This window comes from Cognatishimia coralii, from assembly GCF_037478305.1.
GTDB lineage: Bacteria > Pseudomonadota > Alphaproteobacteria > Rhodobacterales > Rhodobacteraceae > Cognatishimia > Cognatishimia coralii.
Genome location: NZ_JBBGAZ010000012.1, coordinates 61,408 through 88,113, shown reverse-complemented (window position 1 = coordinate 88,113; position 26,706 = coordinate 61,408). Strand labels below are relative to the sequence as shown.

Below are 26,706 nucleotides of genomic sequence, written 5' to 3'. Positions count from 1 at the left end.
ATCTGGAAGCGCCAAAGCTGTGTCAGCCACTGACGCAGCGCCCTGTGGATATATTGCAATTAAGGGTACAGAATCTGCCGAAAACGCTTCCAATCCGCAGAATCTGATTAATTAGGGTACAGTGACACCGACGCTATTCCTCAATACCCCCCATTTGAGGTAGTAGGAGACGTCGTGCTTCGTTTTGGTATGCTTGAGGGGAGTGCCCGAGTTGCAGGGGGGCGGGTTGTTTACGATCCGCAATCGGCATTCGATCCTCGGCCATACCACGAGAACGGTTCCAGCGCTGAGACTCTGGCCGTCATCTTGAACAGGCTTGAAGGCCGCCGCCTCTCTGGGCTGATTGAACCTTCCAAGATCGTTGAACACATCCTTGATGAATGGAAGGCCGACGTTGTTGTTCTGAAAATGGGAGGACACGGTGCGATGGTCCACGTTCGAGGTGAGACCCCTGTGCCAGTGCCATCATACCGAAGCGAGAATGTCTGGAAGATAGGGTCCGGAGATGTGTTCTCTGCAGCTTTTGCCTATTACTGGGGTAAGCTTGAGAAACCCGCCGCGGAGGCCGCGGATCTCGCATCCAGAGCAACGTCCTTTTACTGTGGCACGCGTTCTCTCCCACTGGTGCCTGAAGATACATTGCGCGTAGTGGTCAAAGACGCGGTCGAGCCGAGAGGTGGCAAGGTCTATCTGGCTGCACCGTTCTTCAATTCGGCTGAGCGCTGGATTGTCGAAGAGGTCCGCGAACAGCTCTTGCACATGGAAGTTGAGGTCTTTTCGCCACTTCATGATGTAGGCGTAGGTCCGGGCGATGTGGTCGCGAAACAAGATCTCGCGGGACTTGACGAGTGCTCTGTTGTGCTCGCGATTTTGAATGGAGGCGACGCCGGTACAATTTTCGAGATTGGCTACGCGGTGGCGAAAGGAATTCCGGTCATTGCATTGGCGCAGAATGTGCGGCCAGAGGATCTAAAGATGCCCATGGGCACAGGCTGTCGAGTATACGAAGACTTGGTGACCGCGATTTACCAAACAGTTTGGGCCGAACCTTGAAAGCACTTCTCCTGTCCGGAGGCATGGACTCCATTGCCGTCGCGTTTTGGCAGCGTCCTGAGATTGCTATCACGATTGACTACGGGCAACGCGCAGCCGAGGCAGAAATTGCTGCAGCGAGCCAAGTGGCAAAAGAAATCGGGATGCAGCATGAGATCATTTCGATCGATTGCCGCGCCATTGGTTCCGGTGACATGGCGGGAAACGATGCCCTCGGTGTCGCGCCCGTGCCGGAATGGTGGCCATTCCGCAATCAGTTGCTCGTGACCTTCGCCGCTGCTCGGGGAATAGTTCTCGGCTTAACCGAGGTGATGACCGGATCGGTCTCGTCTGATGGCATGCACGCAGATGGACGTCCTGAATTCTACGACGCAATGGATAGGGTGACCGCTGTGCAAGAGGGCGGCATCCGCATCTCGGCCCCAGCCCTTACCATGACGACCGCCGAACTGGTGCGCCATTCAGGTGTCCCGCGCGAGATTCTGGCATGGGCCCATTCGTGCCACACTGGGAATTTGGCCTGCGGCCAGTGTCGCGGATGCGTGAAACATTATCAGGTGACCAAGGAAATCTACGGTGTCGCCTATTGACAATGAACCTCGCCCGATACTGCCTCCCCAAGCCACCACGAGAGCTAGCTTTCTAGAAAACGGAGTCCTTGAACTTCCGAAGCCGCGACTTCTTCCTGATGTAGGTCTGCCGGACGTCTTGGCGGCTCGTCGGTCGGCAGTCTCGGGACGGGTTTCCCAGCAGCAATTGGGAGACCTCCTCTTTCACCTAATGCGTGAGCGATGTCGGGGCCCAGGGCGGTTCGGTGTCCCGTGGGTTGGCCGAGCAAGTCCGTCAGCGGGTGGATTGCATGTCTTGTCGATACTTTGCATTCCGGTTGGGAAGAATGACCCGGTTGGTGTCTATGATCCTTCCTCGCACGCCCTCAAGCTAGTTCAAGACCCGAACCCAGTGAGAGATGCGAATTCGGTTAGCGTGAATTCTCTTTGTTCGGCGACGGCTGGAACGACCCTTCAATTCGTCGCTGATATCGAATTTCTTGAAAGCTGCTACGAGAACAGCGCCAGTCTTCTTTGGCGGGACAGCGGTGTGCTCGCAATGGCGATTTCCATGGTTGCAACAAGTTTGGGAATGACTTCGGTGGTGCTCGGGAGAGTAGGAAGCTCCCTGCTCGGCGGCAATAACTTCACAGACCGTTTTGTCGGTGCAGGTGCGGTACATTTGGGAGGGGGAAAAAATGGGAGCTTGTAGCGAGTGAAATCTATTTCAAGACGGAAGGCAAGGTTTGTGAAAGGTGGTGTGGTCCTCTCCTACGTTGGCTTTTTGCTGACGGGACCAGCTTCGAACTGGCTCATTCAGAACGTGGGAACTCATTGCATTCCCAACGGGCCGTGCTTGATACCGGTCTTGCCAGGGGTATCTGCGCCGAGCGGCGTTCTAATGGTCGGCGTGGCATTGGTATTGCGTGATCTCGTCCATAGAGATCTCGGTGCGTACTGGGCGCTTTCCGCCATTCTATTGGGAAGTCTTATATCTGCACTATTTTCACCGCAAGCGCTCTTGATCGCATCCACAACCGCATTTCTCTTGTCGGAGCTTTCAGATTTTGCGGTTTTCGCCCCGCTGCGTCGACGCGGATTCGTGGTGGCCGCGTTGGTCAGTAGCATTGTTGGCTTGATTGTTGATAGCTCGGTTTTTCTGTGGCTCGCGTTCGGCAGTTTGGACTATTTGGCCGGGCAGGTTTTGGGCAAGCTCTACATGGTTCTTGTAGCCATCCTAATCGTTGTCATTTGGGAACGTCGAAGGGAAGTTTGGGCAAAGCGTCCGACGCCACTCTAGGAAAAGGTCCATTGAGACAGGGTAGCAGTGATCGGAAATGCTTGTTCAATGGGCGCCCGGGTTCCCTGGCAGATAGAACTCCGTAATCCCCCGCTTCCCCTCGGCGCGCCCGAGCTGCACAATCACATCAATGGATTTCCGGATATATTCCCGCACCTCGGCGAAGGTTAGCGGTGTACCAGCCTGCAGCACCATGATCGCAAGTCGGTCGATGGCGAGCTCTGCGGTTTCCGCATGGATGGTGGAGACAGACCCGCCATGGCCGGTGTTGATCGCCTCGAGATAGGTCAGGGCCTCGGCGCCGCGTAACTCGCCGACGATGATCCGGTCCGGGCGCATGCGGAGGGAGGCCTGAAGGAGGGCGTTGGCGCTGCGTTGCGAACCGGAACCGCGGTCGGCCAGGAGGGCGACGGTGTTGGGTTGGCCGGGGAAGAGCTCGAAGGCGTCCTCGATGGTAATCAGCCGCTCGTGCTCATTTACGTGTGTCAGTAGGTGCCGTGCAAAGGTAGTCTTTCCGGTAGAGGTTCCGCCGCTGATCAGCACGTTGAGTCGTGCCTCGACCAGGGTTTGCAGCGCGGCCTCGAGGTTCCCTTCGGCGAGACTGGCGATGTTATTCATCTTCTCGGCGCGGAGCGCGTCGAGCGAGACGGTCTTGCCGAAGAGATAGGCCGGGGCGTAGTCCCGGACGCTGCCCGAGGCGAAGAGGCGAATGGTAATCGAGGCACCGCGATCGATGGCGGGTGGCACGGCGACCTGGACCCGGAGGGGGCGGCCCGCATATTCCACCTTGCCGGAGACGAGTGGGTTCTTTTCAGAGACGCGGGCCTTGGCGTCGCCGACGATGGTCTGGGCCATGTTGAGGGCGGCGGTTCGATCCACGGTCTGGCCTTCGTGGCGCATGGTGGCGTCCCCCGCGACTTCGAGCCAGACCTTGCCATCCGGGTTGATCGCGATCTCGACCACGTCGTCACGCCTTAGAAGGTCGCGGAACGGGTCGAGATAACGCTCGAGATAGGAGGCTGGGCTTTCTGAATGGCTCAATAGATCACCACATCCCGGTCCACTAGCACGGTGACCGAGGCGCCCTGATCGACATAGATCGTCGGGGCGATCGACACCTGGTCAGCGATGACCGAGCCGACCGCGTCCTGCAGGTCGCTGCCGACATCGCCCAGGACTATGCTTGTGGTTTCATTGTTGGCACTCTCCGCCGCCACGGCAGGCGCCGCCCCGATTACGGAAATCAGCGCCGCCCCGCCGAAGCGCTCGGCAAACTTGGTGTCAACGAGACCGGTGAGGCCCGAGCGGCCGAGTTGATCGCCGCCCACGGCGGCGATCTCCATCGAGGTGCCGTCCGGCGTCAGGACTCGGGTCCAGAGGATCAGGATGCGCTTCTGGTGCATGTCGATGCCGGAGCGGTATTGGCCAAAAAGGCGGGAGCCTCGGGGGATCAAGATCCGGTCCCCGGAAAACGCCGGGACCGGCTCGGAGACGACCGCGACCACGGAGCCCGGCAGGTCGCTGTTGATGGCGGTCTGGAGTGCGGCCTGGATCACAGACCCTTGGGTCAGCGTGCGCTCGGGATGTGTGAGACGGGCGGCCTCCTGCACCTCGAGGGGTCGTGCACTCTGCAGGAACTGCTCATTGCCCGAGAGGGCTGGTCCGCCGGTGCCAGCGGCTGCCGGATCGGCCACCGCCGCGCCACTTTGGCCACCGCGCGGACCGTCGGCATAGACCACGGTGGGGGATTTGATCTGCGCGGTCAGAAGCTCATCGGCGACCCGCTCGGCTTCGCGCTGGCGCTGCTCCTCTTCCTGACGGCGGCGTTCTTCGAGCAGGCGTTGATCGGCGATCAGCCCTTCGCGGTCCAATTCTGCCTCAAGCCCCTCGCGCTGCGCCCGTTCGGCATCGAGCATGGCCTGCAGACCTTCGATGCGGGTCTCGGTTTGACGCTGCAAGTTAGCCAATTCGGTTTCTTTCTCCGCGATAAGTGCTTCCAACGCTGTCTTCTGTTCGTCGAAAGCCTCGCGAAGATCCGCGACGGCGGATTGGATTTCCGAATTCCGCGCGGCCTGGCTGGCGGCGAGGGCTTCGCGGAGCTTCGCGATTTCGGCCAGAACCTCGGCGCTTGCCTCCGGGGCAGGGGCCGCGGGCACCTCGAGCGCTTCTTCGACCGCGATCAATGCGTCATTCACCCGCTGCTCTGTCTCGTCGGGAGGAAACTCCAGCCGCCCGCCGGTGCCGGGACGGCGGTCCTGAAAGGTTTCGACATCGGAGGTCTCCAGCGCGCTGTCACCTTCCTGCAACCCGGTTGCGAGGAAATACGCGACCCCGGCCCCGCCGAGGGCGAGGGCGGCGGCGAGTGCGCCGACCCCGAGGCCGTTGCCCCGGCGTTTGGATTTGCCGCGCTGGCTGAATTGATCGAGGCGGTCCTGAAGATCGGGAGGGGTTTGATCGGCCATGGTCAGTTGCTCACATAGATGGCGCTCTCGTCGCGCCAGGCGCAGATCGCCTCATCGCCAATGCGCAGCGTCCAATAGGTGTTCACCCCGAGCACCCGGACCGTGTTGCCTTGCTGGGTCCAGTTCACCGTGCGTTCGCGACCCTGGTCATCGGCCTTGAAGAGGGCGGGTTGGCGACCGTTCTCCGGGAAGACGAAATACGTGTAGCGCCCGTCGTCATAGATGTGGCTGGGGCGGAAGTCGCCCTCGCCGGAGACGCGGTAGTTGTAGTTGCGCGGGGCCTCGAACCCCTTGGGCTGCGTCGCACCCGCCGCGCGGCGTTCCTCGTCGGGGTAGCGGAAGCGCACCTCGAAGAACATGCCGGTGCGGTTCGGGATCGAGCCCTCGCGCAGATGGAAGGAATAGGTGCGGCGGTTGGTGATGACCGTCATGTTGGTCGAGGCATTCGCCACATGCGGTTTGATCGTCAGCACATTGCCGAGCTCCGGGATCGGGTCGACCTGGAAGCTCTCGGTGTCGCCGACGATCACCGCCTCGAAGCGTTCTCCCGCACCGAAATGAATCGTGGTCGAATGCCGCAAGTCAGTTTCGATCCGGTAGACCTGGTTTTCATTATAGACGGCGGTGCGGATGCGGATGTCGAGCGGTCCGCCTTGCGGCGTGGCCTCGGCATTGGCGGCAACAGGAAGGGCAAGCGCCAGAAGGAGCGCGGGCAGGGATTTCATCTTGGTCAGTTCTCCAGGGTCTCGGCGTCGACGCGGTAGGAGGTCACCACGAAGCCCAAGGGGTTGGCCCAGACATCCTGAAGGCGCTGGCGGGTTTCGGGTTGGAAGTCGTAGCCGACGGTGGCCACGTAAGACCGGGTCACGGTGCGGGTGTCGCGCGGACGGCGGAGCGTGCGGGTGAAGCGGACCTGGGCAACGCCGCGCTCGATCTGGTTCACCGATTTGATCACCACCTCGATCTTGGCGTCGCGGCCATAGACGGTGATCGGGTAGTCCTCGTTGGTGGAGGACCAAAGATCGCGCAGCGTACGGGCGGCGTCGCCGTCGGATCGGTCAAGCACCGAGTTGATGCGCTGCTCGCCGTCCGTAAGGTCATAGGTTTCGCGGTCATCCACGTAAGCGACGAGATTGGCCTGGATGATGGCGTCGCTTTCCGAGAGTGTCAGCGCCTGCACGGCGGCGACGCGGTCCATCTCACCGGTTTCCTTGTCGACGACGACCACGAAGGTCTCGGTCGATTTGAGCGGAAAGAGGCTCGCGCCAGCGACTATGCCGGCCACGCCGACCAGAATGCCCGCAGCTGCCACGAACCAGGCGAAGCGCTCGCGCCGTCTTGGCCCGTAGATGAAATCCGCCTCAAAAGCGTCGCGGTCAGGCGCGGAGGAACTGGTCACAAGCTTCTTCAAGTCAGTCGTCTTTCACATCAGGGTTTGCGGAAGGCCTTGGCGGCGGAGAGAAGCGCGCCGGGGCTTTGCCGGATCAGCTCGCCGGTCTTCACCACACCCGCATTGGCCATCTGGTTCAGCTCATGCGGGGACTTGCCGGTGACGAGGCGCGAGGTTGCGCCGGTGCCATACTGGCGCGTGTTCACGAAACCCTGCCGCGCGAGGCCAGTCAGGCCCACGGCGTTGGACGCAATGCCGACAACGCCGGTGAGGTTGGAGGCTATGTAGGGGACGGAGGCCATGATCCCGGCGCTGAGGATCAGGATCACGAGGAAGGGCAGGATCAGGCTGACGGTTTCGACGTCACCCGGATCGGCGGAAGCATCCCCGATGGCCTCGGCGATGGCCACGATGATGCCCGCGGCCCCGGCGGCGGCGACGGGCATGAGCGCATAGCCGATGGTGGCGCGGGTCCAAGACTCGAAGAGGGATTGGGTCGGTTTGAACAGCGAGGTCACGATCATGAAGGGGGCGATCACGATCATCAGCGCGAAGACGATGCGGGCGAAGGCGATGATCCCGGCAGTGACGGCGGCGAAGACGGCAGAGAGGACGAAGAAGATTGCGCCCAGGACCGCGCCGAAGACCCAACCCGCGCGGTCGCCGATCGTGTCGCCATAAGCGGTGATGCGGGCGACCATGTTATCGAGGCTCTCATAGACCCCCGCCTCGTCGCCCGAGCCGGTGAGGGCAAGGACCGAGGCACCGACGGAGTCGGGCACCCGCGTGACGATGTCATAGATCACGCTGAAATTGTCCCAGCTCTGCGCGAAGATCCCGACGAGCGCGATCTTTATCCCGAAGGCAAAGCCGGTGCCGAAGGGCAGGGGGCGGAGTTGCATGACCGCGTTGATCCCGAGGAGGACGGCAAGGAGCGTCGCGCCCGCCGAGATGACATTGCCGACCGAGGCCGCCGAGGAGACAAAGCCGTCCTGCGCTACGGTGTTCACCGCGGCGTCGACCTGGCCAAGGATGTCGCGAATGACCCCCATTTACCCCGCACAGGCCTCCACAACTTGCGCCTCGAGCGCGTCCGCCTTGGCGTAGAGCTCGAGCACGTTGAAGGGCAGACGCGGGTTGTCCGAGGTCTGGAACCGGGGCAGGGCGGTGAGCGCCTGGTCCCAGGTGAACTGATCCAGCAGGCAGCTGCAGGTTGCCGAGGCGAGGGCTTCTTCAGCAACAAGGATGCGCAGGATCGCGCGGTAGCCGTTCCGCAGGTAAGCCGTTTCGGCCAGATCGGCGGGGGGTTTCGGAACACGACATTCATCGGCTTCGTCCCGCGCGATGGCCATCGAGCTGAAGGGTGTGTCGCCGGACGGGTTCGTGCTCGGGGTCTGGGCCAGCGCGGCACAGGGCAGGGCACTCACGACGAGCGGGGCGAGACAAAGAGACCGAATTGGTGCCAAGCTGTGGGTCATGGGTCGCCTCATGGATCTACCGCCATCGAGCGGAACTTGCGCTCGTCCGCGAGGGTCGCGGAATCGACGACGCCGAGTTGGCCGGCACTGACGCCTTGCGCCGCTTCCAGCCGCCAGATCTGGGTCAGAATGATGCCGAGTTCGGCGGTGACGCGGGTGTTGAGATCGACGGCAGCCTTCAGCCCGTCCTGATCATCTATGAGCCCGACCATGGTCTCGAGCCGCTCAAGGCTTTGCCCCGCCTCTTCGTGGCTTTCCTGCGCGGCGACCGAGAGCATGGCGCTGGCCCCGGCCGAGGCGGCAATCCGGTTGTCGGCGGGCTGATCCGATCCCGAAAGCGTGCTCAGGCGTTCCGAAGTAAAGCCGCTGCCCGAAAGTACGCGCTCCACGGACGCAGACAATTCCGCGCCTGGATTGAAACCGCTCAGGAAATCGCCACTCGCCAGCGACTGCGCTGTGTTGAGGGGGGCGACCAGTTTGCCACGCAGTGCGCGGAATTCTTCGACCGTGGCGAAGAGTTCACCGAGCCCGCTGCCCTCAATGAGCGAGGTCAGTTGCGCCTCGAGGTTCGTCAGCTGCGACAGCTGGGTTTCCAGTTCCAATCGCATGGTGGCGAGCTGCTGCATCTGGACGTTCAGGTCCTCGGCCATGTGCTCGAGCTGCGCCACGAGCTGACCAAGCTGCGAGCCATCAAAGGTCGGCACGCCTTGGGCCGTGGCGGGCGAGGCAAACCCGAGTGTGGCGACCGCCGCAGCGGTCAGGAGAAGCTGTTTCATTCGGGAACTCCCATCTGCATGAAGTCGCGTTCGGCCAGCCGGTCGGCGACGAGGTGTTGCGCGTAGGCCGCCTCGCGCTGTTGGTTGGCGGCCATCAGCCGGACGCGGAGGTTGAGGATGCGGCCGATCTCGGCCTTGGCGTAGGTGTTGAGCTCCCAGGCCGCCTTGGCATTGGGTTGCGCATCGATCTGCAGGATGATGGCGCGCAACCGATTGATCACCTGCTCGGTGGTCGCCGAACTGTCGGCGGCGTAATAGACGCCCGCCTCGGAGATGCTGGCATACTCGGCGAGCGCAATGTCCGAGGGCGAGAGCGTGCCGAGCGCATCGGCGCCGCCCACCACGGCGAGGTATTCGTTGTAGAACTTGGAGATGTTGCGGACATAGCCTTGGGTCTCGGCAAAGGGCGGCACGCCCCCGTATTCGATGACCCGGCCGGGGCCTGCGTTATAGGCCGCAAGCGCATGGGGGATATTGCCGAAGCGATTGAGCTGGGTGGTGATGTAGCGCGCGCCGCCGCGCAGGTTATCTTTCACGTCATAGCGATCGACGCCGAGATCGGAGGCGGTGCCGGGCATGAGCTGGGTCAGTCCATAGGCACCGACCGGGCTTTGTGCGGCGACGTTGAAGCGGCTCTCCTGCTTGATCAGGGCTTGGAAGAGGCAGCGCCACTGGGTGGCCGAGAGCCCGGCCCGGGCCACGCCGGGGGCGCCTGCGAATTCGCCCGCGACTTCGACGATCATCATCTCGACCGTCTCACGGCCTTCGCCGAAGAGGCGGCTCACCATCGGGCTCGCATCGGTGTTCGGGTAGACCGCCGCCACTCCGAAATCCGCATTGCCCTCGAGCGCGCGAATGTCAAAGCCCGGCCCGGTGATTGCGGCGGTCATCTCCTCGAGAACGCGCAGCTGGTCGGCCTGCACGTCCGCCAGCGTCGACTCTGTCCGATCCTTATCCTGCTGAACGCCCAGATCTTCGGCGAGTGCTGTCACCCGCGCAATGGCGCGACCGATCGCGGAATTATCCTGCGTCGGCACGCCCTGGGCGAGCGCGGGCAGGGCGCTGAGGCCGAGGCAAAGCCCGGCGGATATGATCGCAACACGGCTCATTCCGGACGGGGCAGGGGTTCGAAGGTGCATTCAGGCTTGGCCCCCTGCTGGACCGGTGCGCCCATGGTTGAGAAGGAGAGGGCGGTCCGCGTCACCTGCGGCTCGCCATTGCGTCCGAAGCAGGGCGAGGTTTTCTCGGTGTATTTTTCGCAAGCGGCGAGAAGGCTCGCGGCGGCGCAGAGCGCGAGGAGGGGTTTTGAGCTCATATCACATGTCTCCAGAAATCGGGATTGGCGCGCCAATCGGCGGGCACGCGGGCCTCCCCGGTGGCACCACCGCCAAGTATGGGAAGGAGGTCGCCCAAGGCTGAGAGGTCCGCATCGACGAAGACGCTGTCCCCTGCCGAGCGGACAAGCGCGATGCGCTGGCCGATGGTGGGCTGGACAAGGAGGGCCGCTTCCTTGGCGTTCACGCGCAGAAAGCCGTAATCCGAGATGGTGGCACGATCGTTCGGGAAGAGGATCTGCGTGGGCACCGTCTCGACGATGGTCTTGCCGACGCGGCTGTCGCGCAGCTGGCTCGGATATTGCGTCATCATGATCACGACGCAGTTCATCTTGCGAAGCGTCACCAGCCAGTTTTCCAGACGCGCCCCGAAATACGGATCGTCGAGAAGCTTCCAGGCCTCGTCGAGCACGATGATGGTGGGGCGGCGGTCTTCGACCACGCGTTCGATCTGGCGGAAGATGTAGGAGAGCACCGCCATCCGCTCGGTGGTCATGTCGAGGATTTCGGTCATATCAAACCCGATGATGTCGCCCGTGAGCTTGAGACCCGCGCCGCGTTCGGGTTCGTCAAAGACCCAGCCATAGCGCCCGCCTGGCGCCCATTCGGCGACGCGTGATTGAAGCTCGCCGTCATCGTCAAGCGACTGGAACAGGGTCTCGAAACTAACGAAGCGTTGCAGGCCTGCCCCCGCATCGGCGTTCTGGCCGACCGCGCTCTGGATATGGCGGGATTGTTCGCCGGTCAGCGTGCCATTGCGTGTGAGCAGCGTCGCCAACCAGTCCGAGAGCCAGGCGCGACCGCGCTCGTCGGTCTCGGTCACAAGTGGATTGAGACCCGTGGGAACGCCAGCGCGGATTTCGTTATAGCGGCCGCCAAGGGCGCGGACCGCCATCTCGAGGCCGCGATCCTTGTCGAAGAAGAAGAGCCGGGCTCCGACCCGCTGCGCCTGCGCCGCGAGGAAGGCGGTGGTGAGCGTCTTGCCGGTGCCTGTGCGTCCCAACACCAGCGTATGGCCGACCGTTGGTTCCTTGCCTGGGCTGCCCGCCTCGTGGAAATTGAACCGATAGCCGGAGGTGCCGACCGTCGGCAGCACGGAGATAATTTGGCCCCAGGGCGACTGGTCAGGACCACGCCCCTCGACGCTGCCGTGCATGGCTGCGAAGTCGGCGAAATTGATCGAGGAAATCGGCGTCTTGCGGGCGCGGTAGCCGAAGTTGCCGGGGGATTGCGCGAAGTAGGTGGCTTTCAACGCCATGTTCTCGCGCACGATCACCGACATGATCTCCTGACCCACGCGCTTGATCTGGGCGGCAGCGCGTTCGAGCATGTTGCGCTCAGGCGCATAGACCGCGATGGACAGGTGATGGTCGCCAAAAGCGATGCGCCCCGCTTCCTGATCGTCGGCGGCTTGTCCCAGCTGTTCGCGCAAGGAGACGGCGGCATCGTCGGAGGCGTGCATCTGGCGGATGATCCGCTGGATGCGTTCGGCCATGATGTTGTTCGGGATCGGGCTGAAGGAGTTTGTCAGCACAATGTCGAGTGGCAGGTCGAGCGCGTCGAGCAGTGTCACATCTGTCAATGCGGGGTAGGTCTTCATCGAGAAGAGCGCGCCGTATTTGACCTGGCCGGTCACGGCGTCGGTCAGGGTGACGACATCGCTATCAAAGGTCGCGCGACAGTTGCTCAAGGTATGCGAGAGGGGCAGGGCACTTTGCCCAAAGGCGATGGGGGAGAAGCTGCCCGCGTTCAGCGTGTTGAGATAGCCCAGCCATTCACCGCCCGACTTCGTGAGCCTGACGGGGTTGGCGGAGGCAAGCGCGACCTCGAAGAAACCCATGACCTCGTTCAGTTCCTGCACGCGCGTCGCGCGGTCCTTGACCCAGGCCTTGCGGGCCAGTGCCCGAAGGAACGGAATGCGCGCGGAGATATCAGGCCGCCGGATGACGCTGAGATAGAGTTGACGCTTGGCCGGGCGCAGGTCTTTGACATGGGCCTGCCATCGGGCGTCGATCGCGGCGGCGAAGCTGTCCTCTTCGATGAGGCGCATGCCCAAGTCCTGCGGCACGGAAATCCGATGGATGTAGAAGCCGAAGGCATTGCCGGTCTGGGCGACGATGGCGGCGACTGCGCGCTTGAGCGCGTCGAGCCGGGCGTCCTCACTGGTCATCGGGTTCAGACCATCAAGGCGCAGGGTCGCCAAGAGATCGCCCTCGCGCAGCACCATCACATCGTCATCCGCAAGCGCGAAATACGGCAGGTGTTCGGCGAGATAGCTCTCCCGCGCGAACGCCCCGCCGCCAGCCTGAAGCAGAGCGGTTCCGTGAGTGGAAAGTGTGCCTGCATCAAGCGCCAAAGCTGTCACCCCCATGCAGAGCCCGGTTCTTTGTTGGGCGCACCGAGCCGTAAGAGACCCGCAGCACCTCGAAGAAATGCGGCTCGCGGTCGGCCACGAACCAGAGGATCGGATAGGCGACGAGACCGACCAGGAAGAAGACCATCGACTTCGTCCAGATGAACGGCAGAACGACCCCGGTCGCCAGCACCACGAGGTATCCGACAGGGAGACCCAGATACTTGGGCGGACGGGCGAGACCCAGGAAGAGGGGGGATCGTTCTGCCAACTAGGTGCTTTCCCGCTCAGGTGAAATGAAGAATCCGTAGGTCGGTTCGAGGCAGCGTTTGCCGTGCAAACGCGTTCGAGAGGACCGGAGGATGCGAGTGTGCGGGAAAGTCATCGGCCAACCTCAGGAGAAGCCGTCAACGATGGTGCCGGCCGAGAAGATCAGCACGATCCCGATGATGACCGAGGCGAACCAGCCCCAGTTCAGCCGTCCCATCATGCACATGAAACCGGTGCCGATGACCGCGAGCGTGGCGACCGCGATCCCGATCGGACCGGTCAGCGCGGCCTCGACGGTTTCCAGCATGGTCTGGATCGGTGACAAGTCCTGCGCGAGGGCTGGCGTTGCGAAAGCCGCCAGGGTTGTAGTAACAGGCAAGAGGCGGCTGAGGCGATGTCGAAGCATGCGAAGTTTCCTTGTTTTACTGAAGGTCGATGAGGACCGGCGCGCGGGCTGGAACCCGGTCTGCGACGCGAATGTCCGGAGGGGCAACGGGCGTGCCCGACAGCCGGGACCGGATCCGGTGGATGCGCGCGATGTAGTCGCGGGTCTCGGCGAAAGGTGGAATGCCGGAATATTCCACCACGCGGTGCGGCCCTGCATTGTAGGCCGCGAGCGCCAGGTTGATGTCGTTGAATGTGGCCAGCTGCGCGAGCAGGTAGCGCGCCGCGCCGTCTAGGTTCTGTGAGGGATCGCGCGGATCGACGCCGAGTGCACGGGCAGTATCCGGCATCAGCTGGCCGAGACCATAGGCACCCTTGGGGCTCACGGCAGTCGGATTGTAGCTGCTTTCGGCCTCGACTAGGGCCTGGAAAAGGACCAGCCAGTCGTCCTCATCGAGGCCGACCTGCCGCAGGGCACGGTTCCCCTGGTGCCGGTCAGCAGTCGTGCGGATCAGGGAGAGGATGTCGCCGCGTCCGGACGGCGGCGTGGCGTCCAGCGAGGCCAGAACGACTTCGGCCTCAGTGCTATCATCCAGCCCTGCCCACGCAGGTCGTTCGCCATGAAAGGTCCAGCCGGATGTCCGCGCCGTGCCGTCGCGGCCGAAGGCGATGACGTCAGCCGCGCTCCTCGAGGGTGAGCTCATAGTCAGGACCAAAGCGCAGATCGCGCCCGTCACCGAACTCGAGATGATGTTTGAAGAGTCCCGGCCATATGTTGAAATACCGCGGCTCTGGCCCGTGCGGGGTGATCCGGGTCGAGACCAGAATGGCATCCGGCTCGCCCTCGCGCAGGTAGATGCACTGGTAGCGCGGCTTGCCATCGTCCGTGAACCCCACGAGTTCATACCGGCAGCGGAACGCGATGCCCTTCTCGGACAGGTCTTTCACCCCATCGATGGTGATCAGGATCTGGTTGCGCGCTATCGGCATGTTCGGACTCTCCCACTGAGAGCCCTTCTACTTCACGACACTAAGGCCATAAAGTCATATGGAGTCAATACAACATATTGCAGAATAACACATATTGCTTGATAGTCTGCTCAACTTTTGCGGGAGAGCGACATGAAGCGACAGGCGATGGCAGCTGTGATGGGGGCGATGGCGGTGTTCGGAGCCCCTGAGAAGGCGCAGGCCTATGACATCGACTGCGCCATCATGCTCTGTATGGCGGGTGGGTTTCCGCCCAGTGCCGTCTGCGCGCGGGCCTATCGGACCATGATCCGCCGCATCACGCCCTGGCCGAGCCTGCCGCCCTTCGGGATCTGCACCTTCGCTCATGTGCCGGTCGAGCTGGGCGGGCCTGGCGGCGAGGGCGAGCTCGACACCAACCTGCCCGAATACGAATGGCTGAACCGCACCCATGTGATCTGGTTCACCGGTCAAGCCTATAGAGAAAGGGGAGGCGATCAGTATTGGGACTGGTCGCTTCGTTCCTGCGACCGAGAGAACCGCACCTGCCGGTACATCCAGCGGGCCTACCGATCCCACACGCCCTGGCCCATGACATTCGTCTCGGAAAGCGGTCAGGAGATCGCCTATCCGAGCGGCGGCAGTTCCTCGTACTTCTATTCGCGCAGCATCATGGTCGAATACGGAGACTACGAGGGCAACATGGGCCACTCGGAGTGGTTTTCCTACTGATCTGAGCGGTCACCGGGCGTCAGGGAAAATGGGCGCAAGATGGCGAGGTCCGCGTCAAAATCTTCCCGATCGACATGCCAGCGACGGCTCACCGAGCCATCATTCCAGCGGTAGTCGGTGAACAAGTGAATCTCCTGCGCACCGTCGTTCAGAAACCCGTCTTGGAAGGGCCAGCCTGTCTTCTTCTTACCCATTGAACTCACTGCACTCCATTTGACTACCTCTTGAGACGTTCCGCTCCAGGACGCATCAGGGGCTGGCAAATACTGGCTAGCGTTTTGTGAAAAGCTCTTCTGGGTCGACGTTCAGCGCCCTGGCGATGCGTTCGAGAAGGTCGAGGGAGGCTGCGAACTTGGCGTTTTCGACCTTGCCCATATGGCCGCGGCTCACATCGGCCCGATGAGCAAGCTCCTCCTGGCTGAGGCCGCGGGCGCGTCTCAAGTCCTGGATGTTCAGTGCTACACGGTCCCGCAAGTTCATGCCCGCGAAACGGACACGGTGCGCGAAATATCGCCACGCGATATATGTTACATTCGGAGGTGCAGAGAAGATTTTTTGGAACGGCACGAGATCGCCGGAATGGGATGTCTGCCGATACGCAGGTCACGGGATAATCCGTCTCGCGAACATAAGGGGCCGTTCAATCGTTCTTTCGGAAAAGGGCGGCACCGGCAATACCGGTGCCGCCAGTCGGTCGTCCACAGGGAGGAGGTAGAGGACGAATTCTACAGCAAAATTTGGTGTCGGCCGAAATTCGCATAACAGAACTTATGTTAGTTTTGTGGTTGTCGCGGCACCTCAGACAGCTTCGAGCGCGATTGCAATCCCCTGTCCCACGCCAATACACATGGTCGATAACGACTTTTCTCCAGGTTTGAGGTCCAGCATCGCTGAACCAGTGATGCGGGCACCTGACATGCCAAGCGGATGGCCGAGAGCAATAGCGCCGCCGTTCGGGTTCACGCGGGCGTCATCATCCGCGATCCCCAGGTGCCGTAGTGTGGCCAGACCCTGCGAAGCAAAGGCTTCGTTAAGTTCGATTACCGAGAAGTCTTCTTGTTTCAGTCCAAGTCGCGCCATCAGCTTTTCCGACGCCGGTGCCGGCCCGAAACCCATGATGCGCGGTGCGACGCCCGCGGTTGCGCCGCCCAAGACCCTTGCGATCGGTGTGAGGCCAAATTTTTTTGCGACGTCGCTGGTGGCAAGGATCAATGCTGCGGCACCATCGTTCACGCCCGAAGAATTCCCAGCGGTTACAGTGCCGTCCGCTTTTACGAAAGTTTTCAGTTGGGCGAGCGCTTCCAAAGTCGTACCCGCGCGAGGGTGTTCATCCTGTACGACGATCTTTGGCTCCCCCTTTCGCTGAGGAATCTCTACCGGGACAATTTCACGGGCCAAACGACCGTTCGCCATGGCATCTCTCGCCTTTCGCTGCGAACGCATGGCGAAGGCATCTTGGTCGGCGCGGTTGATGCTGAAGTCTTCCGCTACGTTTTCGGCCGTTTCAGGCATGCTGTCGACGCCGTATTGACTCTTCATCTGTTTATTGACGAAGCGCCAGCCGATGGTGGTGTCTTCAGCAGAATTTTCGCGCGAGAATGCAGTTGTAGCTTTTGGCATCACAAACGGAGCACGAGACATGCTTTCCACACCGCCAGCAACAATGAGATCGGCTTCTCCAGCTTTGATCGCGCGGGCGGCTGTGATTACGGCGTCCATACCCGATCCGCACAACCGGTTCATCGTCGTGCCAGGGACACAATCCGGAAATCCCGCGAGTAGCAGCGACATGCGTGCGACGTTGCGGTTGTCCTCGCCCGCCTGGTTGGCGCAGCCGAAAATCACTTCGTCAATGGCCGCTAGATCTAGCTTCGGGTTTCGGCTGGCCAGGGCCCTGAGTGGGATTGCACCAAGATCGTCGGCTCGCACAGAAGAAAGCGCGCCGCCATAGCGACCAATTGGTGTGCGGATGTAATCGCAGATGTAGACGTTTGTCATTCTTAGAGTGCCTTTGTCATATCCGGGACGGCGTCGAGCAGGTCTGCGACCAGGCCGTAGTCGGCGACCTGGAAGATCTGGGCCTCTTCATCCTTGTTGATGGCGACGATGACCTTGCTGTCCTTCATGCCTGCAAGGTGTTGAATTGCCCCGGAAATCCCGACCGCGATGTACAGCTCGGGCGCCACGACCTTGCCGGTCTGGCCGACCTGCCAGTCGTTCGGTGCGAACCCGCTATCCACCGCCGCGCGCGAGGCGCCGACCGCCGCGCCCAGCTTGTCGGCCAGGCCCTCGATGATCGCGAAGTTCTCCTCGGAACCGACGCCGCGACCGCCCGAGACCACGATCTTGGCCGAGGTCAGTTCCGGACGATCCGACGCCGCGACCTTGTCCTCGACCCAGGCGCTCAGGCCCGCGTTGCCGGCCGCTGCGATGGCCTCGACGGCGGCCGAACCACCCTGGCCAGCCGCGTCGAAGGCGGTGGTGCGGACGGTCAGTACCTTCTTGGAATCGTTGGACTTTACCGTCTGAATCGCGTTGCCCGCGTAGATCGGGCGTTCGAACGTGGACCCGTCCACGATGGCGGTGACGTCCGACAAAACCATCACGTCCAGCAGCGCCGCGACGCTCGGCAGGATGTTTTTCGCGCTCGCCGTGGACGGAGCAACGATATGTTCATAATTGCCTGCCAGGCTGACCACCAGATCGGCGACCGGCTCGGCCAGGCCGTTGGCATAGGCGGCGTCATCCGCCACCAGAACCTTTGCCACGCCGTCGATCTTCGACGCGGCCTCGCCTGCGGCAGCGGGGCCCGCAACCAGAACGGTCACATCGCCCAGCGATTTGGCAGCGGTCACCGCCTTGGCGGTGGCGTCCAGCGCCAGTGCACCACCGGCGATTTCTGCAAGGAGAAGAACAGCCATTACACGATCCCCTTTTCTTTCAGCTTCGACACCAGCTCGTCGACCGAGCCAACCATTTCCCCGGCCGAACGCGCGGCGGGCTCTGCCGTCTTGACGACGGTCAGGCGCGGCGTGACATCGACGCCGAAATCGGCGGCGGTCTTTTCGTCCAGCGGTTTCTTCTTGGCTTTCATGATGTTGGGCAGCGAGGCGTAGCGCGGCTCGTTCAGGCGCAGGTCGGCGGTGACGATCGCCGGCAGCTTCACCTTGATGGTCTGCAGACCGCCGTCCACTTCGCGGGTCACGACGGCATGCTCGCCCTCGATCGCAACCTCAGAGGCATAGGTCGCCTGACCCCAGCCCAGCAGCGCCGCCAGCATCTGGCCGGTCGCGTTCATGTCGTTGTCGATCGCCTGTTTGCCCGCGATCACCAGGCCCGGCGCCTCGGCGTCGATCACGGCCTTTAGGATCTTGGCCACCGCCAGCGGCTCGATATCTTGGTGCACGTCGTCGGCGGCCACGACGAGGATCGCCCGGTCCGCGCCCATCGCCAGCGCCGTGCGCAGCGTTTCCTGCGCCTGTTTCACGCCGATCGACACGACGACAAGCTCGTCCGCCTTGCCCGCTTCCTTCAGACGGATCGCCTCTTCAACCGCAATCTCGTCGAACGGGTTCATCGACATCTTCACATTCGCGAGACCAACTCCGCTACCGTCCGCCTTAACGCGAACCTTCACGTTGTAATCAATTAGGTGTTTTATAGGTGCAATTATTTTCATTGGCGTTTATCGTCTTGGAAATTTGCAATGGCAGTAACGGCCCGGGTTCCAGGCCGTTACTTGGGATGTGTCTCTGTCAATTCGCAGTATAACCGCCATCTACTACAATCTCTGCTCCGTGAACGAACGATGACTCATCCGATGCGAGGAACAGGACCGCATTCGAAACCTCTTCAGGTTTGCTTGGCCGCTTGAGCAGCGTGGCCCCCAGAATTGCCTGCCGGGTCTCTTCGTCGGCGTGTAGCAGATCTTTTGTCATGGGAGTATCGATGACACCGGGATGGATCGAATTGACACGTATGCCACTTTCGGCCAGGTCGACTGCGCAGGATTTGGTCAACATCCGTACGGCGCCTTTGGATCCAATGTAGGCTCCCGCCGAAGCGGCACCAACAATCCCATAGATTGAAGAAATATTGATAATTGATGCTTTTTCGGTCTCTTTCATCAATGGAACCGCGGCTCGGATACCGAGATAAACACCGCGTACATTGACGTTGATCGTCATGTCAAATTCGTCAGGCGAGGTTTCGTGGAGCGGCTTCAGAATGAGAATGCCAGCGTTGTTCACTAGCACATCAAGTCGACCAGCACTTGATTGCACCGTGGAGATGACATTCTTCCAATCTTCTTCAAGCGTCACGTCATGCTGAATGAATTCCGCCTTCCCTCCGGCTCCAATGATACCTTTTACTACGCTTTCACCCGCTTCCGTATCACGGTCGGTTACAAATACATGCGCGCCTTCACGTGCCAGCGTTTCACAATGGGCTTTTCCCATGCCCATGGCGCCACCTGTTACCAGTGCGACTTTTCCGGATACCCGTCCCATAGTTCTCTCCTTGGTGTTCATGAACAAATTTAATTGTTTCCGCCGGGTTTTCTTAATGCCCGACGGAATTCTTTACACCTTCTCGGCAGTGCGGTCGCGGATCAGGGATGTATAACCTTCCTCCTTAACCGCACTAATGGCATTGCGATAATTGCCAATCCCGGCCATGTAGAACATCACCGCATTCTTCTTTCCGGGGATATTTGCGCCGAAGATCCAGCTTTCAGCTTTGGGGAAGAGTGTCATGTCGGCGATTTCACGGCAGGTGCCAACCCAAGCGTCGCGCGCCTCCACGGTTGGCTCCACACTTTGAACCCCCTCTTCTTCCATTGCGCAAATCGTGTCAGCGATCCATTCAACTTGCGTCTCAATGCTGGGGGGCAGGTTAGTGAAGGGGCCATTAGGGCCAAGGATCATGAAGAAGTTAGGGAAGTCTACCTCCATCATGCCGAGGTAACCGAGTGGGCCTTCCTTCCAAGTGTCGCGCATGGTCACGCCTCCGCGTCCGCGGAGGTCCATTTTGACGTAATTGCCGTCGACCGCATCGAAACCAGTGGCAAAGATTACGATGTCAAGCTCATGCTCCTCGCCGCTTTCGAGACGAATGCCGTTCGGAGTGAACTCTGCGATCGGATCGGCCTTCACGTCGGCGAGGGTCACGTTGTCTCGGTTGTAGACCTCGTAATAGTTGTTTCCGCAAAGCGGGCGCTTGGCGTAAAGGTCCTTCGGCGTCAGTTTCTCTGCGACCTTGGGGTCCTTCACGATTTGCTTGATCTTGCCCTTGATGAAGTCAGCGGCCGCATCATTGGCCACTTGGCTGGTCGCAATATCGCAAAAGGTGCCAAACATGAAATAGAAACCACCGCCGCGCTGCCAGGCGGCTTCGAAGACCCGCTCCCGTTCCTCGGGCGAGGCGGTTTCGGCGGGTTCGGCGCTTTCTTCGAAGCCGAAGGCCACAACAGAATTCTTCACTTGATTCCAGATATTATCGTAGTTCGCCTTTTGCTCGGCGATGGTAGCATCGTCTTGCGGGGTGTTCCCAATCGGCACGACATATTGTGCAGAGCGCTGAAAAACAGTCAGGTGTTTTGCAATTGGTGCCGTTGCAGTGATAACCTGAACACCCGTCGAGCCGGTGCCGATAATGCCCACGCGTTTGTTGCTCAAGTCCACTCCCTCGGGCCAGGCACCTGTGTGTAAGATACGGCCTTTGAAATCATCGATGCCCTTGAATTTTGGAACATTCGTTGCGGACAAGAGACCGAGGCCAGTGACAAGGTATTTTGCGGTAACTGTCTCACCACTATCAGTGATCACGTTCCAGAGACCGGTTTTTTCATTATAGTGCGCGCCATCCACTTTGGTGTCGAACTTGTAGCTGCGTCGAAGATCGAGATGATCCGCTACCTCGTTCATGTATTCGAGGATCTCGGGCTGGGTCAGATACCGGGTTTTCCAGCGGCCTTTTCGAAGCAACTCTTTGTCAAAAGAATAGCGATAGACATAGCTTTCCGTGTCTGACAGCGCACCGGGATATCGGTTCCACCACCAGGTGCCGCCAACGTCACTGGCGCTGTCATAGCCCCGGACGTTCAGTCCCTGCTCGTTGCGAAGTTTGTGGACAGCGTAAAGCCCGCCGAAGCCCGCGCCAATGACGACTGCGTCAAAATCCGCTCCGACCGTTTTAGTATTCTCAGTCTGAATGTTCATATCACTCCTCCCAGAGTAAGACCGCTCCGCCCCGCAGATTGCGGGTGAGATGCTAGATGAATGTTTCGTAGGGGTTTGTCTCGCACCGCACCGCAATGCAGTGCGAGTACAGGTCTCAGAGGGCCCGATACCATGCGGCGATGCGACCAAGTTCCTCGTTTGCCTCGGGCGCGCGTCCCGAAAGCGCGGGAAAGACATGCTGCATGCCTTCGACGATAGACAGGGTCACGTTTACGCCCTGTGCCTTGGCCTTTTCGTGCAACCGTTCGGCATCGCTCTTAAGCGTCTCGGCCCCTCCGGCATTGATATAGAGCGGCGGGTAACCGGTGAAATCGTTCTCCAGCGGGTTGGCCAACGGATTAAGCGGATCCGTGCCTTCACCGAGGAACATCCCCGCCATCGCTTCGAGGATCGGTTTGCCGACTAGCGCATCGGTTTCCGCGTTGGTTTCCAGTGTTTCCCCGCGCATCGCCATGTCGAGCCAGGGCGAATAGGCGATGACCGCTCCGGGCAGTGGCAACCCAAGTTCGCGTAACTTCAGCACGCTGGCGATGGCAAGATTGCCGCCAGCACTGTCGCCAGCCGTCAGAATATTTCTTGCTTTGAAACCCTTATCCAGCAGCGCTTTGTATGCGGCTACTGCATCTTCGATCTGCGCCGGAAATGGGTGCTCGGGTGCGCGCCGATAGTGCAGGATCACCGACGTAACCCCAAGCACCTTAGCGAGGTGCCCTGCCATTTTTCGATGACTATCGGCTGAGCCGACGGCAAAGCCGCCACCATGAGTGTAAACAATTACACGCGAGGTATCTGCCCCGGCTGGTAGGCCCAGATAGCCTCAACTCCTCCGACATGATCGCTTTTGTAGCTAACGTTTTCCGGCTCTAGTGCGGGCTGCCCCCATTCATCGAACATGCTGCGCAGGTTCGCGATCGTCAGGTCTGGGTTCTCGACCATCTGATCGGTCCAATTCTGATAAAGCGCCCGCAGCGTATCGGCTTCTCTACTGATTTCCATGTTTATCCTCCCAAGCATAACATTTGGCAAAGCCACCAACTGACGTCGCCAATCTCGAAGACGTCAAACGGTCAACGGCATACGCCAATTATCTCAGAGTAAGGGCGAAAAATGCGCCATGTATTGAACAATCCTGCTTTGGAAATAGTATGATCGTGCTCAGCCTGTCGTGAGGCAGATATGCCCGTTACTAGGCTCTGTTGATGGCGTGGATACCCCCTCCCGACGGCATCGCAATGTGCCACTATGATGAGCGTTAAAAGCCATCACAGAAGGAAGGAGCATCTATGTCCGAAATTAAAATTATCGGTGTCGACTTGGCAAAGCGCGTTATCCAGTTGCATGGTGCGTACAATGATGGGTCAGTCGCGTTTCGCAAAAAGCTTTCACGAGGCCAGTTTCTCGCGTTCGTGGCACAGCAACCCAAATGCATGATCGCCATGGAGGCGTGGCCACGGCGCATGGCTGGGGCCGCGAATTTGAGAAGCTGGGGTGCGACGTGCGGTTGATACCGCCGGTCTATGTGAAGCCGTTCGTCAAACGCCAGAAGAATGATGCGACCGATGCAGAGGCCATCTTGGAGGCTGCATTGCGTCCAACCATGCGCTTTTTCGCAGTGAAGACGGAAGATCAGCAGGCCCGTGCCATGCTGTTTCGCACGCGGCAGATGTTTGTCGGCCAGCGCCCCCAGATGATCAACGCTTTACGCGGCCACCTCGCCGAACACGGATTGGTCGCGGCCCGCGGGCCTGCCCATCTCAAGCGACTCGCGGACGCAATCGCAGGTGATGACACCGCGCTGCATGCTGAGGTTCGTGACCTCGGCCGGATGTATCTGGGGCAGATTGAGGGGCTGAATACGCGTGTTGCAGAGCTTGACGCGAAGATGCGATGTGCCGCCAAGAAAGCCGACTTGGTGCGCCGAACACAAACCATGCCGGGCGTGGTTCCTGTCACGGCGCTTGCGATCGAGACATTTGCCCGTGACCTGGCCACCTTCCGGCGCGGGTGCGATTTTGCCGCCTGGCTTGGGCTTGTGCCGAAGCAGCACTCGACGGGCGGCAAAGCCCGGCTCGGGAAGACCTCGAAGATGCGACAGCGCGACTCCGGACACTCTTGGTCTCTGGCGCTATGGCTGTCCTCCAGGCTGTCGAGCGGTTTGACACACCGAATAATGGCTGGCTGAAACGCCTACTAACCCGCAAGCCGCGCATGGGTCGCCGCGATTGCGCTGGCCAACAAGATGGCGCGTGGCCTCTGGGCCATCATAATGAAACAAGAGGATTACCGGAATCCGGTGGCGGCGATGGCATAGCGAAGACGGCATGCCACGACGTCCCGGTAAGTTGGGAGTGTGAGGAGGTCACTGAAAAGTAAGGGCAAAGGATCGATCAGATCCGGGTCAGAGAAAGCAGCATTTGTGCAGGAGCCACCGAGCTCGGTTTGTTGATATGCCTCTGGTCCGCGCATCGCCATACCGGCCCGCGGTTACATCAGCGCCGCACACAGAGGCCTGATACATGACCGCACCCGATCACACGCTCGCGCCGTTCAAAAAATCACTTGCACCAATGGGGGCATGCATGCACAAATCCCGTGTCGGACTCATCTTATGAATCCAGCGTGGTAGCTGAGGTGCATGAGCAGACCGACAACCCCGACATACAAGACCATGAACTGGCCCGCTTATAACGAAGCGCTCAAGCGCCGTGGCTCGCTGACGATCTGGTTTGACCCCGAGATGAGCTGGGAGGCCGTGCCGACAGGCAGAAGAGTTACAGCGACGCCGCGACCCAGACCTGTCTTTCGATGAAGGTCCTGTTCGGCATGGCCTTGCGACAGGCGACCGGGTTCGTCGAGAGCCTGTTGCGGCTGATCGGTCTCGACTGGACGGTGCTCGACTTCAGCACCCTGTCCCGGCGCCAGAAGACCCTGGCCGTGAACATCCCGTATCGCGGCTCCAAAGGGCCGTTGCACTTGTTGGTGGACAGCACGGGGATCAAGCTTGAAGGTGAGTGGCATGCCCGCAAGCATGGCGGCCCCAAGCGACGGGTCTGGCGCAAGATCCACCTCGGGATCGACGAGCAAACGTTGGAAGTGCGCGCTGTTCAGATCACCGGGAGCCACATCGGTGACGCTCCAGTGTTACCCAACCTTCTTGAACAGATCCCGGCAGACCAGCAGTGTCACGGCTGACGGTGCGTATGACACACGAAAATGCCAGGACGCGATTGCGGACCGTGGCGTCCACGCCGTTATCCCACCAGGTAAGAACGCAAAGTCTTGGAAGACCATCACCGCCTAAGCCGCGTCGAGACGAAGATGCACTGTGTTAAGTTGCTGGGGCAGCGCCTTATGGCGCGGGACTTTGACCGTCAGGTCGCGAAAACCCTTTCTAAATAACGAGGCACCCTCCAGTCGCAAGGGTCCTCTTTGACAAGCGCGCTAAACAGCGCGGCCAACCGATCCTTGCCGATATTTTTGGCGTGGTGCATCAGGCCTCCCCGCCAGCGGGGAAATCCGTAGCCGTGAATCATTACTAGGTCGATGTCTTGCGGTTTTTCTGCGACGCCTTCGTCAAGGATATCGCAGGCTTCCGCCACCATTGCGAGCAAGAGCCTTTCTACGATTTCGTCAGCTGAGAACTCCCGGCGAGTGAAGTTCATTTCTTCTGAGACACGGAGTATTTCGCTAGCGACCAGCTCCGAAGGTGAGGGTTTGCCGTCCGGCCCATAGTCGTACCATCCGGCGCCCGATTTGCGTCCTAGGCGTTTGTGCTTTTCGACCAGCCGCTCGACCAAGGGCACGTGACCACAGCAGTTCCCTTCTGCAGCGGCCTTGCGACGGATATTCGCGTAGGCGATGTCCAGCCCCGACATGTCCTGTGCAGCATATGGACCCATCGCCATACCGAATCCGCGCATAGCCGCGTCGATCTCGTCGACAATAGCCCCCTTCACCAGAAGGCGATTAGCGGCGTGACGGTAGCTAGACAAAATTCGGTTTCCGATGAAGCCATCGCAAACACCAGACAGTACCGGGATTTTACCAAGCCTGTGCGCCAGCACAAGTGCTGCACCTAATGTTCCGTCTGACGTTCGGTCGCTCCTGACGACTTCCAGAAGTTTCATAATATGCGCAGGACTGAAGAAATGCATCCCTACAAAGCGTGCCGGGTGTTTCAACCCATCAGAGAGCCGATTTACATCGAGATAGGATGTGTTTGTGGCAATGATGGTCTCGGGTGGCAGTGCGCCTTCGAGTTCGGTCAGGATCGCGGTCTTAACCGCAAAATCCTCGAAGGCCGCCTCGATTGCTAGATCGGTTGGTGGCAGAGCGTCATAGCCTGAGACCGTAACCAGCCGGTCTTCAACCGTCTTTGCCGCATCGACGGACAGAATACCGCGACTGATACCCTGATCAATCAGCTTTTGCAGGTTTTTACTGGCCCACTCGGCGGACGAGGCACTACGTTCGACGACAGTCACCGAGATCCCTGCGGTCGCCAGCGTGTACGCAATAGCTGCGCCCATATTGCCACCACCGACCACGATGGCGGTTTCAGCATCTCGGGAAGGTCGGGGGTAGGCGCGCCCCTTGTTGGTTGCGGTACGCTCGGTGAAGAAAACGTGCCTAAGGGCCCGCGCCTGATCCGAGGTACGAAGGTCCAAAAACGCAGAGCGCTCGCTGGCTAGTGCGTCGTGCAGCGGCGTCGTCGCACTGGTCGCGACTAGGTTCACCGCAACCTGCGGGGCATTCTGGCCAGGCATACGCCGCGCTACATGCGCTCGGGCGACTTCCGCTGCGACGTGGTTTGGCTTTGGTGAAGGAAGATTGTCGGGTGCCTGTGCCGCCTCAAGTACATCGTCATCGAGAGCTATGGCCGCGCCAAGCGGGTCATCGGCTAGCAGCTGGATCAGTCCCATTTTCAGTGCCTGCTCGGCGGAAACAGCCTTCCCGGTGACAATCATGTCAAGCGCAGCTTCAATACCGATAAGTCGCGGCAGTCTTTGGGTTCCCCCTGCGCCAGGCACGATCCCCAAGTTTACCTCTGGCAAGCCCAGTTTGGCAGAAGTTGAGGCGATGCGATAGCAGCAAGCCAGAGCAATCTCTAGTCCCCCACCAAGCGCAGCCCCGTTGATTGCTGCGATAGTAGGAATCGGGAGGTGTGCAAGTTGCATCAGCACATCATTTAGTTGTGGATCAACAGGCAACTTACCGAATTCCTTCGCATCCGCGCCCGCGACGAAGGTCGTTCCTGTGCCGGTGATAATCAGCCTGGTAGCCCCAGTTTCGAGGACTTTGAAGATACAGTGTTGTATTCCAGCCCGAACCTCCGCGTTGATTAGGTTAAGCGGCGAATTGTCTATGGTCAGAATTGCTGCGTCATTTGAGAAGCTTAATTCAACAGGCATGGGC

Annotated in this window: 28 protein-coding genes and 2 pseudogenes; 6 read left to right on the top strand and 24 right to left on the bottom strand. The window is 60.4% G+C overall.

Features of this window, described 5'->3' with window-relative positions; genetic code table 11:
* Window positions 1–174 precede the first annotated feature (174 nt).
* The 3 genes from WG622_RS16395 (at window position 175) to WG622_RS16385 (ending at window position 2,901) form a co-directional block, all read left to right on the top strand.
* Window positions 175–1,053, top strand: a complete 879-nt coding sequence (locus WG622_RS16395; protein ID WP_339404527.1) for a PfkB family carbohydrate kinase — start codon at window positions 175–177, stop codon at window positions 1,051–1,053.
* A complete protein-coding gene (locus tag WG622_RS16390) occupies window positions 1,050–1,643 on the top strand; it encodes a 7-cyano-7-deazaguanine synthase (protein ID WP_339404526.1) in 594 nt (197 codons plus the stop codon). The genes WG622_RS16395 and WG622_RS16390 overlap by 4 nt, the downstream gene beginning before the upstream one ends.
* A gap of 673 nt (window positions 1,644–2,316) precedes the next feature.
* On the top strand, window positions 2,317–2,901 hold the full coding sequence (locus tag WG622_RS16385; RefSeq protein WP_303965247.1) for a VUT family protein: 585 nt from the start codon (window positions 2,317–2,319) through the stop codon (window positions 2,899–2,901).
* A 45-nt stretch (window positions 2,902–2,946) separates the two neighbouring features.
* Here WG622_RS16385 and virB11 read toward each other — a convergent pair whose 3' ends face one another.
* From virB11 to WG622_RS16315, 14 genes are all read right to left on the bottom strand, one after another.
* On the bottom strand, window positions 2,947–3,942 hold the full coding sequence (gene virB11, locus WG622_RS16380; RefSeq protein WP_339404525.1) for a P-type DNA transfer ATPase VirB11: 996 nt from the start codon (window positions 3,940–3,942) through the stop codon (window positions 2,947–2,949).
* Window positions 3,939–5,363 (bottom strand): TrbI/VirB10 family protein, encoded by a 1,425-nt coding sequence (locus tag WG622_RS16375; protein WP_339404524.1) that lies wholly within the window; start codon window positions 5,361–5,363, stop codon window positions 3,939–3,941. The genes virB11 and WG622_RS16375 overlap by 4 nt, the downstream gene beginning before the upstream one ends.
* Before the next feature lie 2 nt (window positions 5,364–5,365).
* Window positions 5,366–6,088, bottom strand: coding sequence for a TrbG/VirB9 family P-type conjugative transfer protein (locus WG622_RS16370; protein WP_339404523.1), 723 nt, complete (start codon window positions 6,086–6,088; stop codon window positions 5,366–5,368).
* A 5-nt stretch (window positions 6,089–6,093) separates the two neighbouring features.
* Window positions 6,094–6,774 carry a VirB8 family type IV secretion system protein gene (locus WG622_RS16365; protein WP_274576716.1) on the bottom strand — a complete coding sequence of 227 codons (681 nt, stop codon included), beginning with the start codon at window positions 6,772–6,774 and terminating at the stop codon, window positions 6,094–6,096.
* Window positions 6,775–6,791: 17 nt separating this feature from the next.
* Window positions 6,792–7,805: a TrbL/VirB6 family protein gene (locus tag WG622_RS16360; protein ID WP_339404522.1), complete on the bottom strand. Its 1,014-nt coding sequence runs from the start codon at window positions 7,803–7,805 to the stop codon at window positions 6,792–6,794.
* Window positions 7,806–8,231, bottom strand: coding sequence for a hypothetical protein (locus WG622_RS16355; protein ID WP_339404521.1), 426 nt, complete (start codon window positions 8,229–8,231; stop codon window positions 7,806–7,808).
* 8 nt (window positions 8,232–8,239) lie between these two features.
* A complete protein-coding gene (locus WG622_RS16350) occupies window positions 8,240–9,007 on the bottom strand; it encodes a type IV secretion system protein (protein WP_339404520.1) in 768 nt (255 codons plus the stop codon).
* A complete protein-coding gene (locus WG622_RS16345) occupies window positions 9,004–10,116 on the bottom strand; it encodes a lytic transglycosylase domain-containing protein (protein ID WP_339404519.1) in 1,113 nt (370 codons plus the stop codon). Before WG622_RS16345 ends, WG622_RS16350 begins: the two co-directional genes overlap by 4 nt.
* Window positions 10,113–10,322 (bottom strand): hypothetical protein, encoded by a 210-nt coding sequence (locus WG622_RS16340; protein WP_339404518.1) that lies wholly within the window; start codon window positions 10,320–10,322, stop codon window positions 10,113–10,115. Before WG622_RS16340 ends, WG622_RS16345 begins: the two co-directional genes overlap by 4 nt.
* A complete protein-coding gene (locus tag WG622_RS16335) occupies window positions 10,319–12,712 on the bottom strand; it encodes a VirB4 family type IV secretion/conjugal transfer ATPase (protein ID WP_339404517.1) in 2,394 nt (797 codons plus the stop codon). The genes WG622_RS16340 and WG622_RS16335 overlap by 4 nt, the downstream gene beginning before the upstream one ends.
* A complete protein-coding gene (locus WG622_RS16330) occupies window positions 12,687–12,965 on the bottom strand; it encodes a VirB3 family type IV secretion system protein (protein WP_274576734.1) in 279 nt (92 codons plus the stop codon). The genes WG622_RS16335 and WG622_RS16330 overlap by 26 nt, the downstream gene beginning before the upstream one ends.
* A 123-nt stretch (window positions 12,966–13,088) precedes the next feature.
* Complete coding sequence (locus WG622_RS16325; protein WP_274576736.1) at window positions 13,089–13,370, bottom strand: TrbC/VirB2 family protein; 282 nt, start codon at window positions 13,368–13,370, stop codon at window positions 13,089–13,091.
* A 16-nt stretch (window positions 13,371–13,386) separates the two neighbouring features.
* Window positions 13,387–14,052: a lytic transglycosylase domain-containing protein gene (locus WG622_RS16320; RefSeq protein ID WP_438839178.1), complete on the bottom strand. Its 666-nt coding sequence runs from the start codon at window positions 14,050–14,052 to the stop codon at window positions 13,387–13,389.
* A complete protein-coding gene (locus tag WG622_RS16315; protein WP_339404516.1) occupies window positions 14,024–14,338 on the bottom strand; it encodes a hypothetical protein in 315 nt (104 codons plus the stop codon). Before WG622_RS16315 ends, WG622_RS16320 begins: the two co-directional genes overlap by 29 nt.
* A 132-nt stretch (window positions 14,339–14,470) precedes the next feature.
* Between WG622_RS16315 and WG622_RS16310 the strand changes: the two genes are divergently transcribed.
* Window positions 14,471–15,049: a hypothetical protein gene (locus WG622_RS16310; RefSeq protein WP_339404515.1), complete on the top strand. Its 579-nt coding sequence runs from the start codon at window positions 14,471–14,473 to the stop codon at window positions 15,047–15,049.
* On the opposite strand, the gene WG622_RS16305 is transcribed toward WG622_RS16310, so the two are convergent.
* The 9 genes from WG622_RS16305 to WG622_RS16265 all read right to left on the bottom strand — a co-directional run bounded on the left by WG622_RS16305 (window position 15,043) and on the right by WG622_RS16265 (window position 22,287).
* Window positions 15,043–15,243, bottom strand: a complete 201-nt coding sequence (locus tag WG622_RS16305; RefSeq protein ID WP_339404514.1) for a hypothetical protein — start codon at window positions 15,241–15,243, stop codon at window positions 15,043–15,045. The two genes, WG622_RS16310 and WG622_RS16305, sit on opposite strands and share 7 nt — an antisense overlap.
* 76 nt (window positions 15,244–15,319) lie before the next feature.
* Window positions 15,320–15,616: a helix-turn-helix domain-containing protein gene (locus WG622_RS16300; RefSeq protein WP_339404513.1), complete on the bottom strand. Its 297-nt coding sequence runs from the start codon at window positions 15,614–15,616 to the stop codon at window positions 15,320–15,322.
* A gap of 231 nt (window positions 15,617–15,847) precedes the next feature.
* Window positions 15,848–17,047 carry a 3-oxoadipyl-CoA thiolase gene (pcaF, locus tag WG622_RS16295; protein ID WP_009804213.1) on the bottom strand — a complete coding sequence of 400 codons (1,200 nt, stop codon included), beginning with the start codon at window positions 17,045–17,047 and terminating at the stop codon, window positions 15,848–15,850.
* A gap of 2 nt (window positions 17,048–17,049) precedes the next feature.
* Window positions 17,050–17,970 carry an electron transfer flavoprotein subunit alpha/FixB family protein gene (locus tag WG622_RS16290; RefSeq protein ID WP_339404512.1) on the bottom strand — a complete coding sequence of 307 codons (921 nt, stop codon included), beginning with the start codon at window positions 17,968–17,970 and terminating at the stop codon, window positions 17,050–17,052.
* A complete protein-coding gene (locus WG622_RS16285; RefSeq protein WP_009804215.1) occupies window positions 17,970–18,728 on the bottom strand; it encodes an electron transfer flavoprotein subunit beta/FixA family protein in 759 nt (252 codons plus the stop codon). The genes WG622_RS16290 and WG622_RS16285 overlap by 1 nt, the downstream gene beginning before the upstream one ends.
* Window positions 18,729–18,804: 76 nt before the next feature.
* Complete coding sequence (locus WG622_RS16280) at window positions 18,805–19,560, bottom strand: SDR family NAD(P)-dependent oxidoreductase (RefSeq protein ID WP_009804216.1); 756 nt, start codon at window positions 19,558–19,560, stop codon at window positions 18,805–18,807.
* A gap of 72 nt (window positions 19,561–19,632) precedes the next feature.
* Window positions 19,633–21,270, bottom strand: coding sequence for a flavin-containing monooxygenase (locus WG622_RS16275; protein ID WP_009804217.1), 1,638 nt, complete (start codon window positions 21,268–21,270; stop codon window positions 19,633–19,635).
* 115 nt (window positions 21,271–21,385) lie between these two features.
* The gene (locus WG622_RS16270; RefSeq protein ID WP_339404528.1) at window positions 21,386–22,066 is read right to left on the bottom strand and encodes an alpha/beta hydrolase; all 681 of its coding nucleotides are present in this window, start codon (window positions 22,064–22,066) and stop codon (window positions 21,386–21,388) included.
* Complete coding sequence (locus WG622_RS16265; protein ID WP_339404511.1) at window positions 22,066–22,287, bottom strand: hypothetical protein; 222 nt, start codon at window positions 22,285–22,287, stop codon at window positions 22,066–22,068. Before WG622_RS16265 ends, WG622_RS16270 begins: the two co-directional genes overlap by 1 nt.
* A gap of 287 nt (window positions 22,288–22,574) precedes the next feature.
* Between WG622_RS16265 and WG622_RS16260 the strand changes: the two are divergent.
* Window positions 22,575–23,602: pseudogene (locus WG622_RS16260) on the top strand (IS110 family RNA-guided transposase).
* 324 nt (window positions 23,603–23,926) lie between these two features.
* Window positions 23,927–24,675: pseudogene (locus WG622_RS16255) on the top strand (IS5 family transposase); the annotation flags it as partial.
* Here the strand turns inward: WG622_RS16255 and WG622_RS16250 are convergent.
* Complete coding sequence (locus WG622_RS16250) at window positions 24,663–26,702, bottom strand: FAD-dependent oxidoreductase (protein WP_339404510.1); 2,040 nt, start codon at window positions 26,700–26,702, stop codon at window positions 24,663–24,665. The pseudogene WG622_RS16255 and the gene WG622_RS16250 overlap by 13 nt on opposite strands.
* Window positions 26,703–26,706 lie beyond the last annotated feature (4 nt).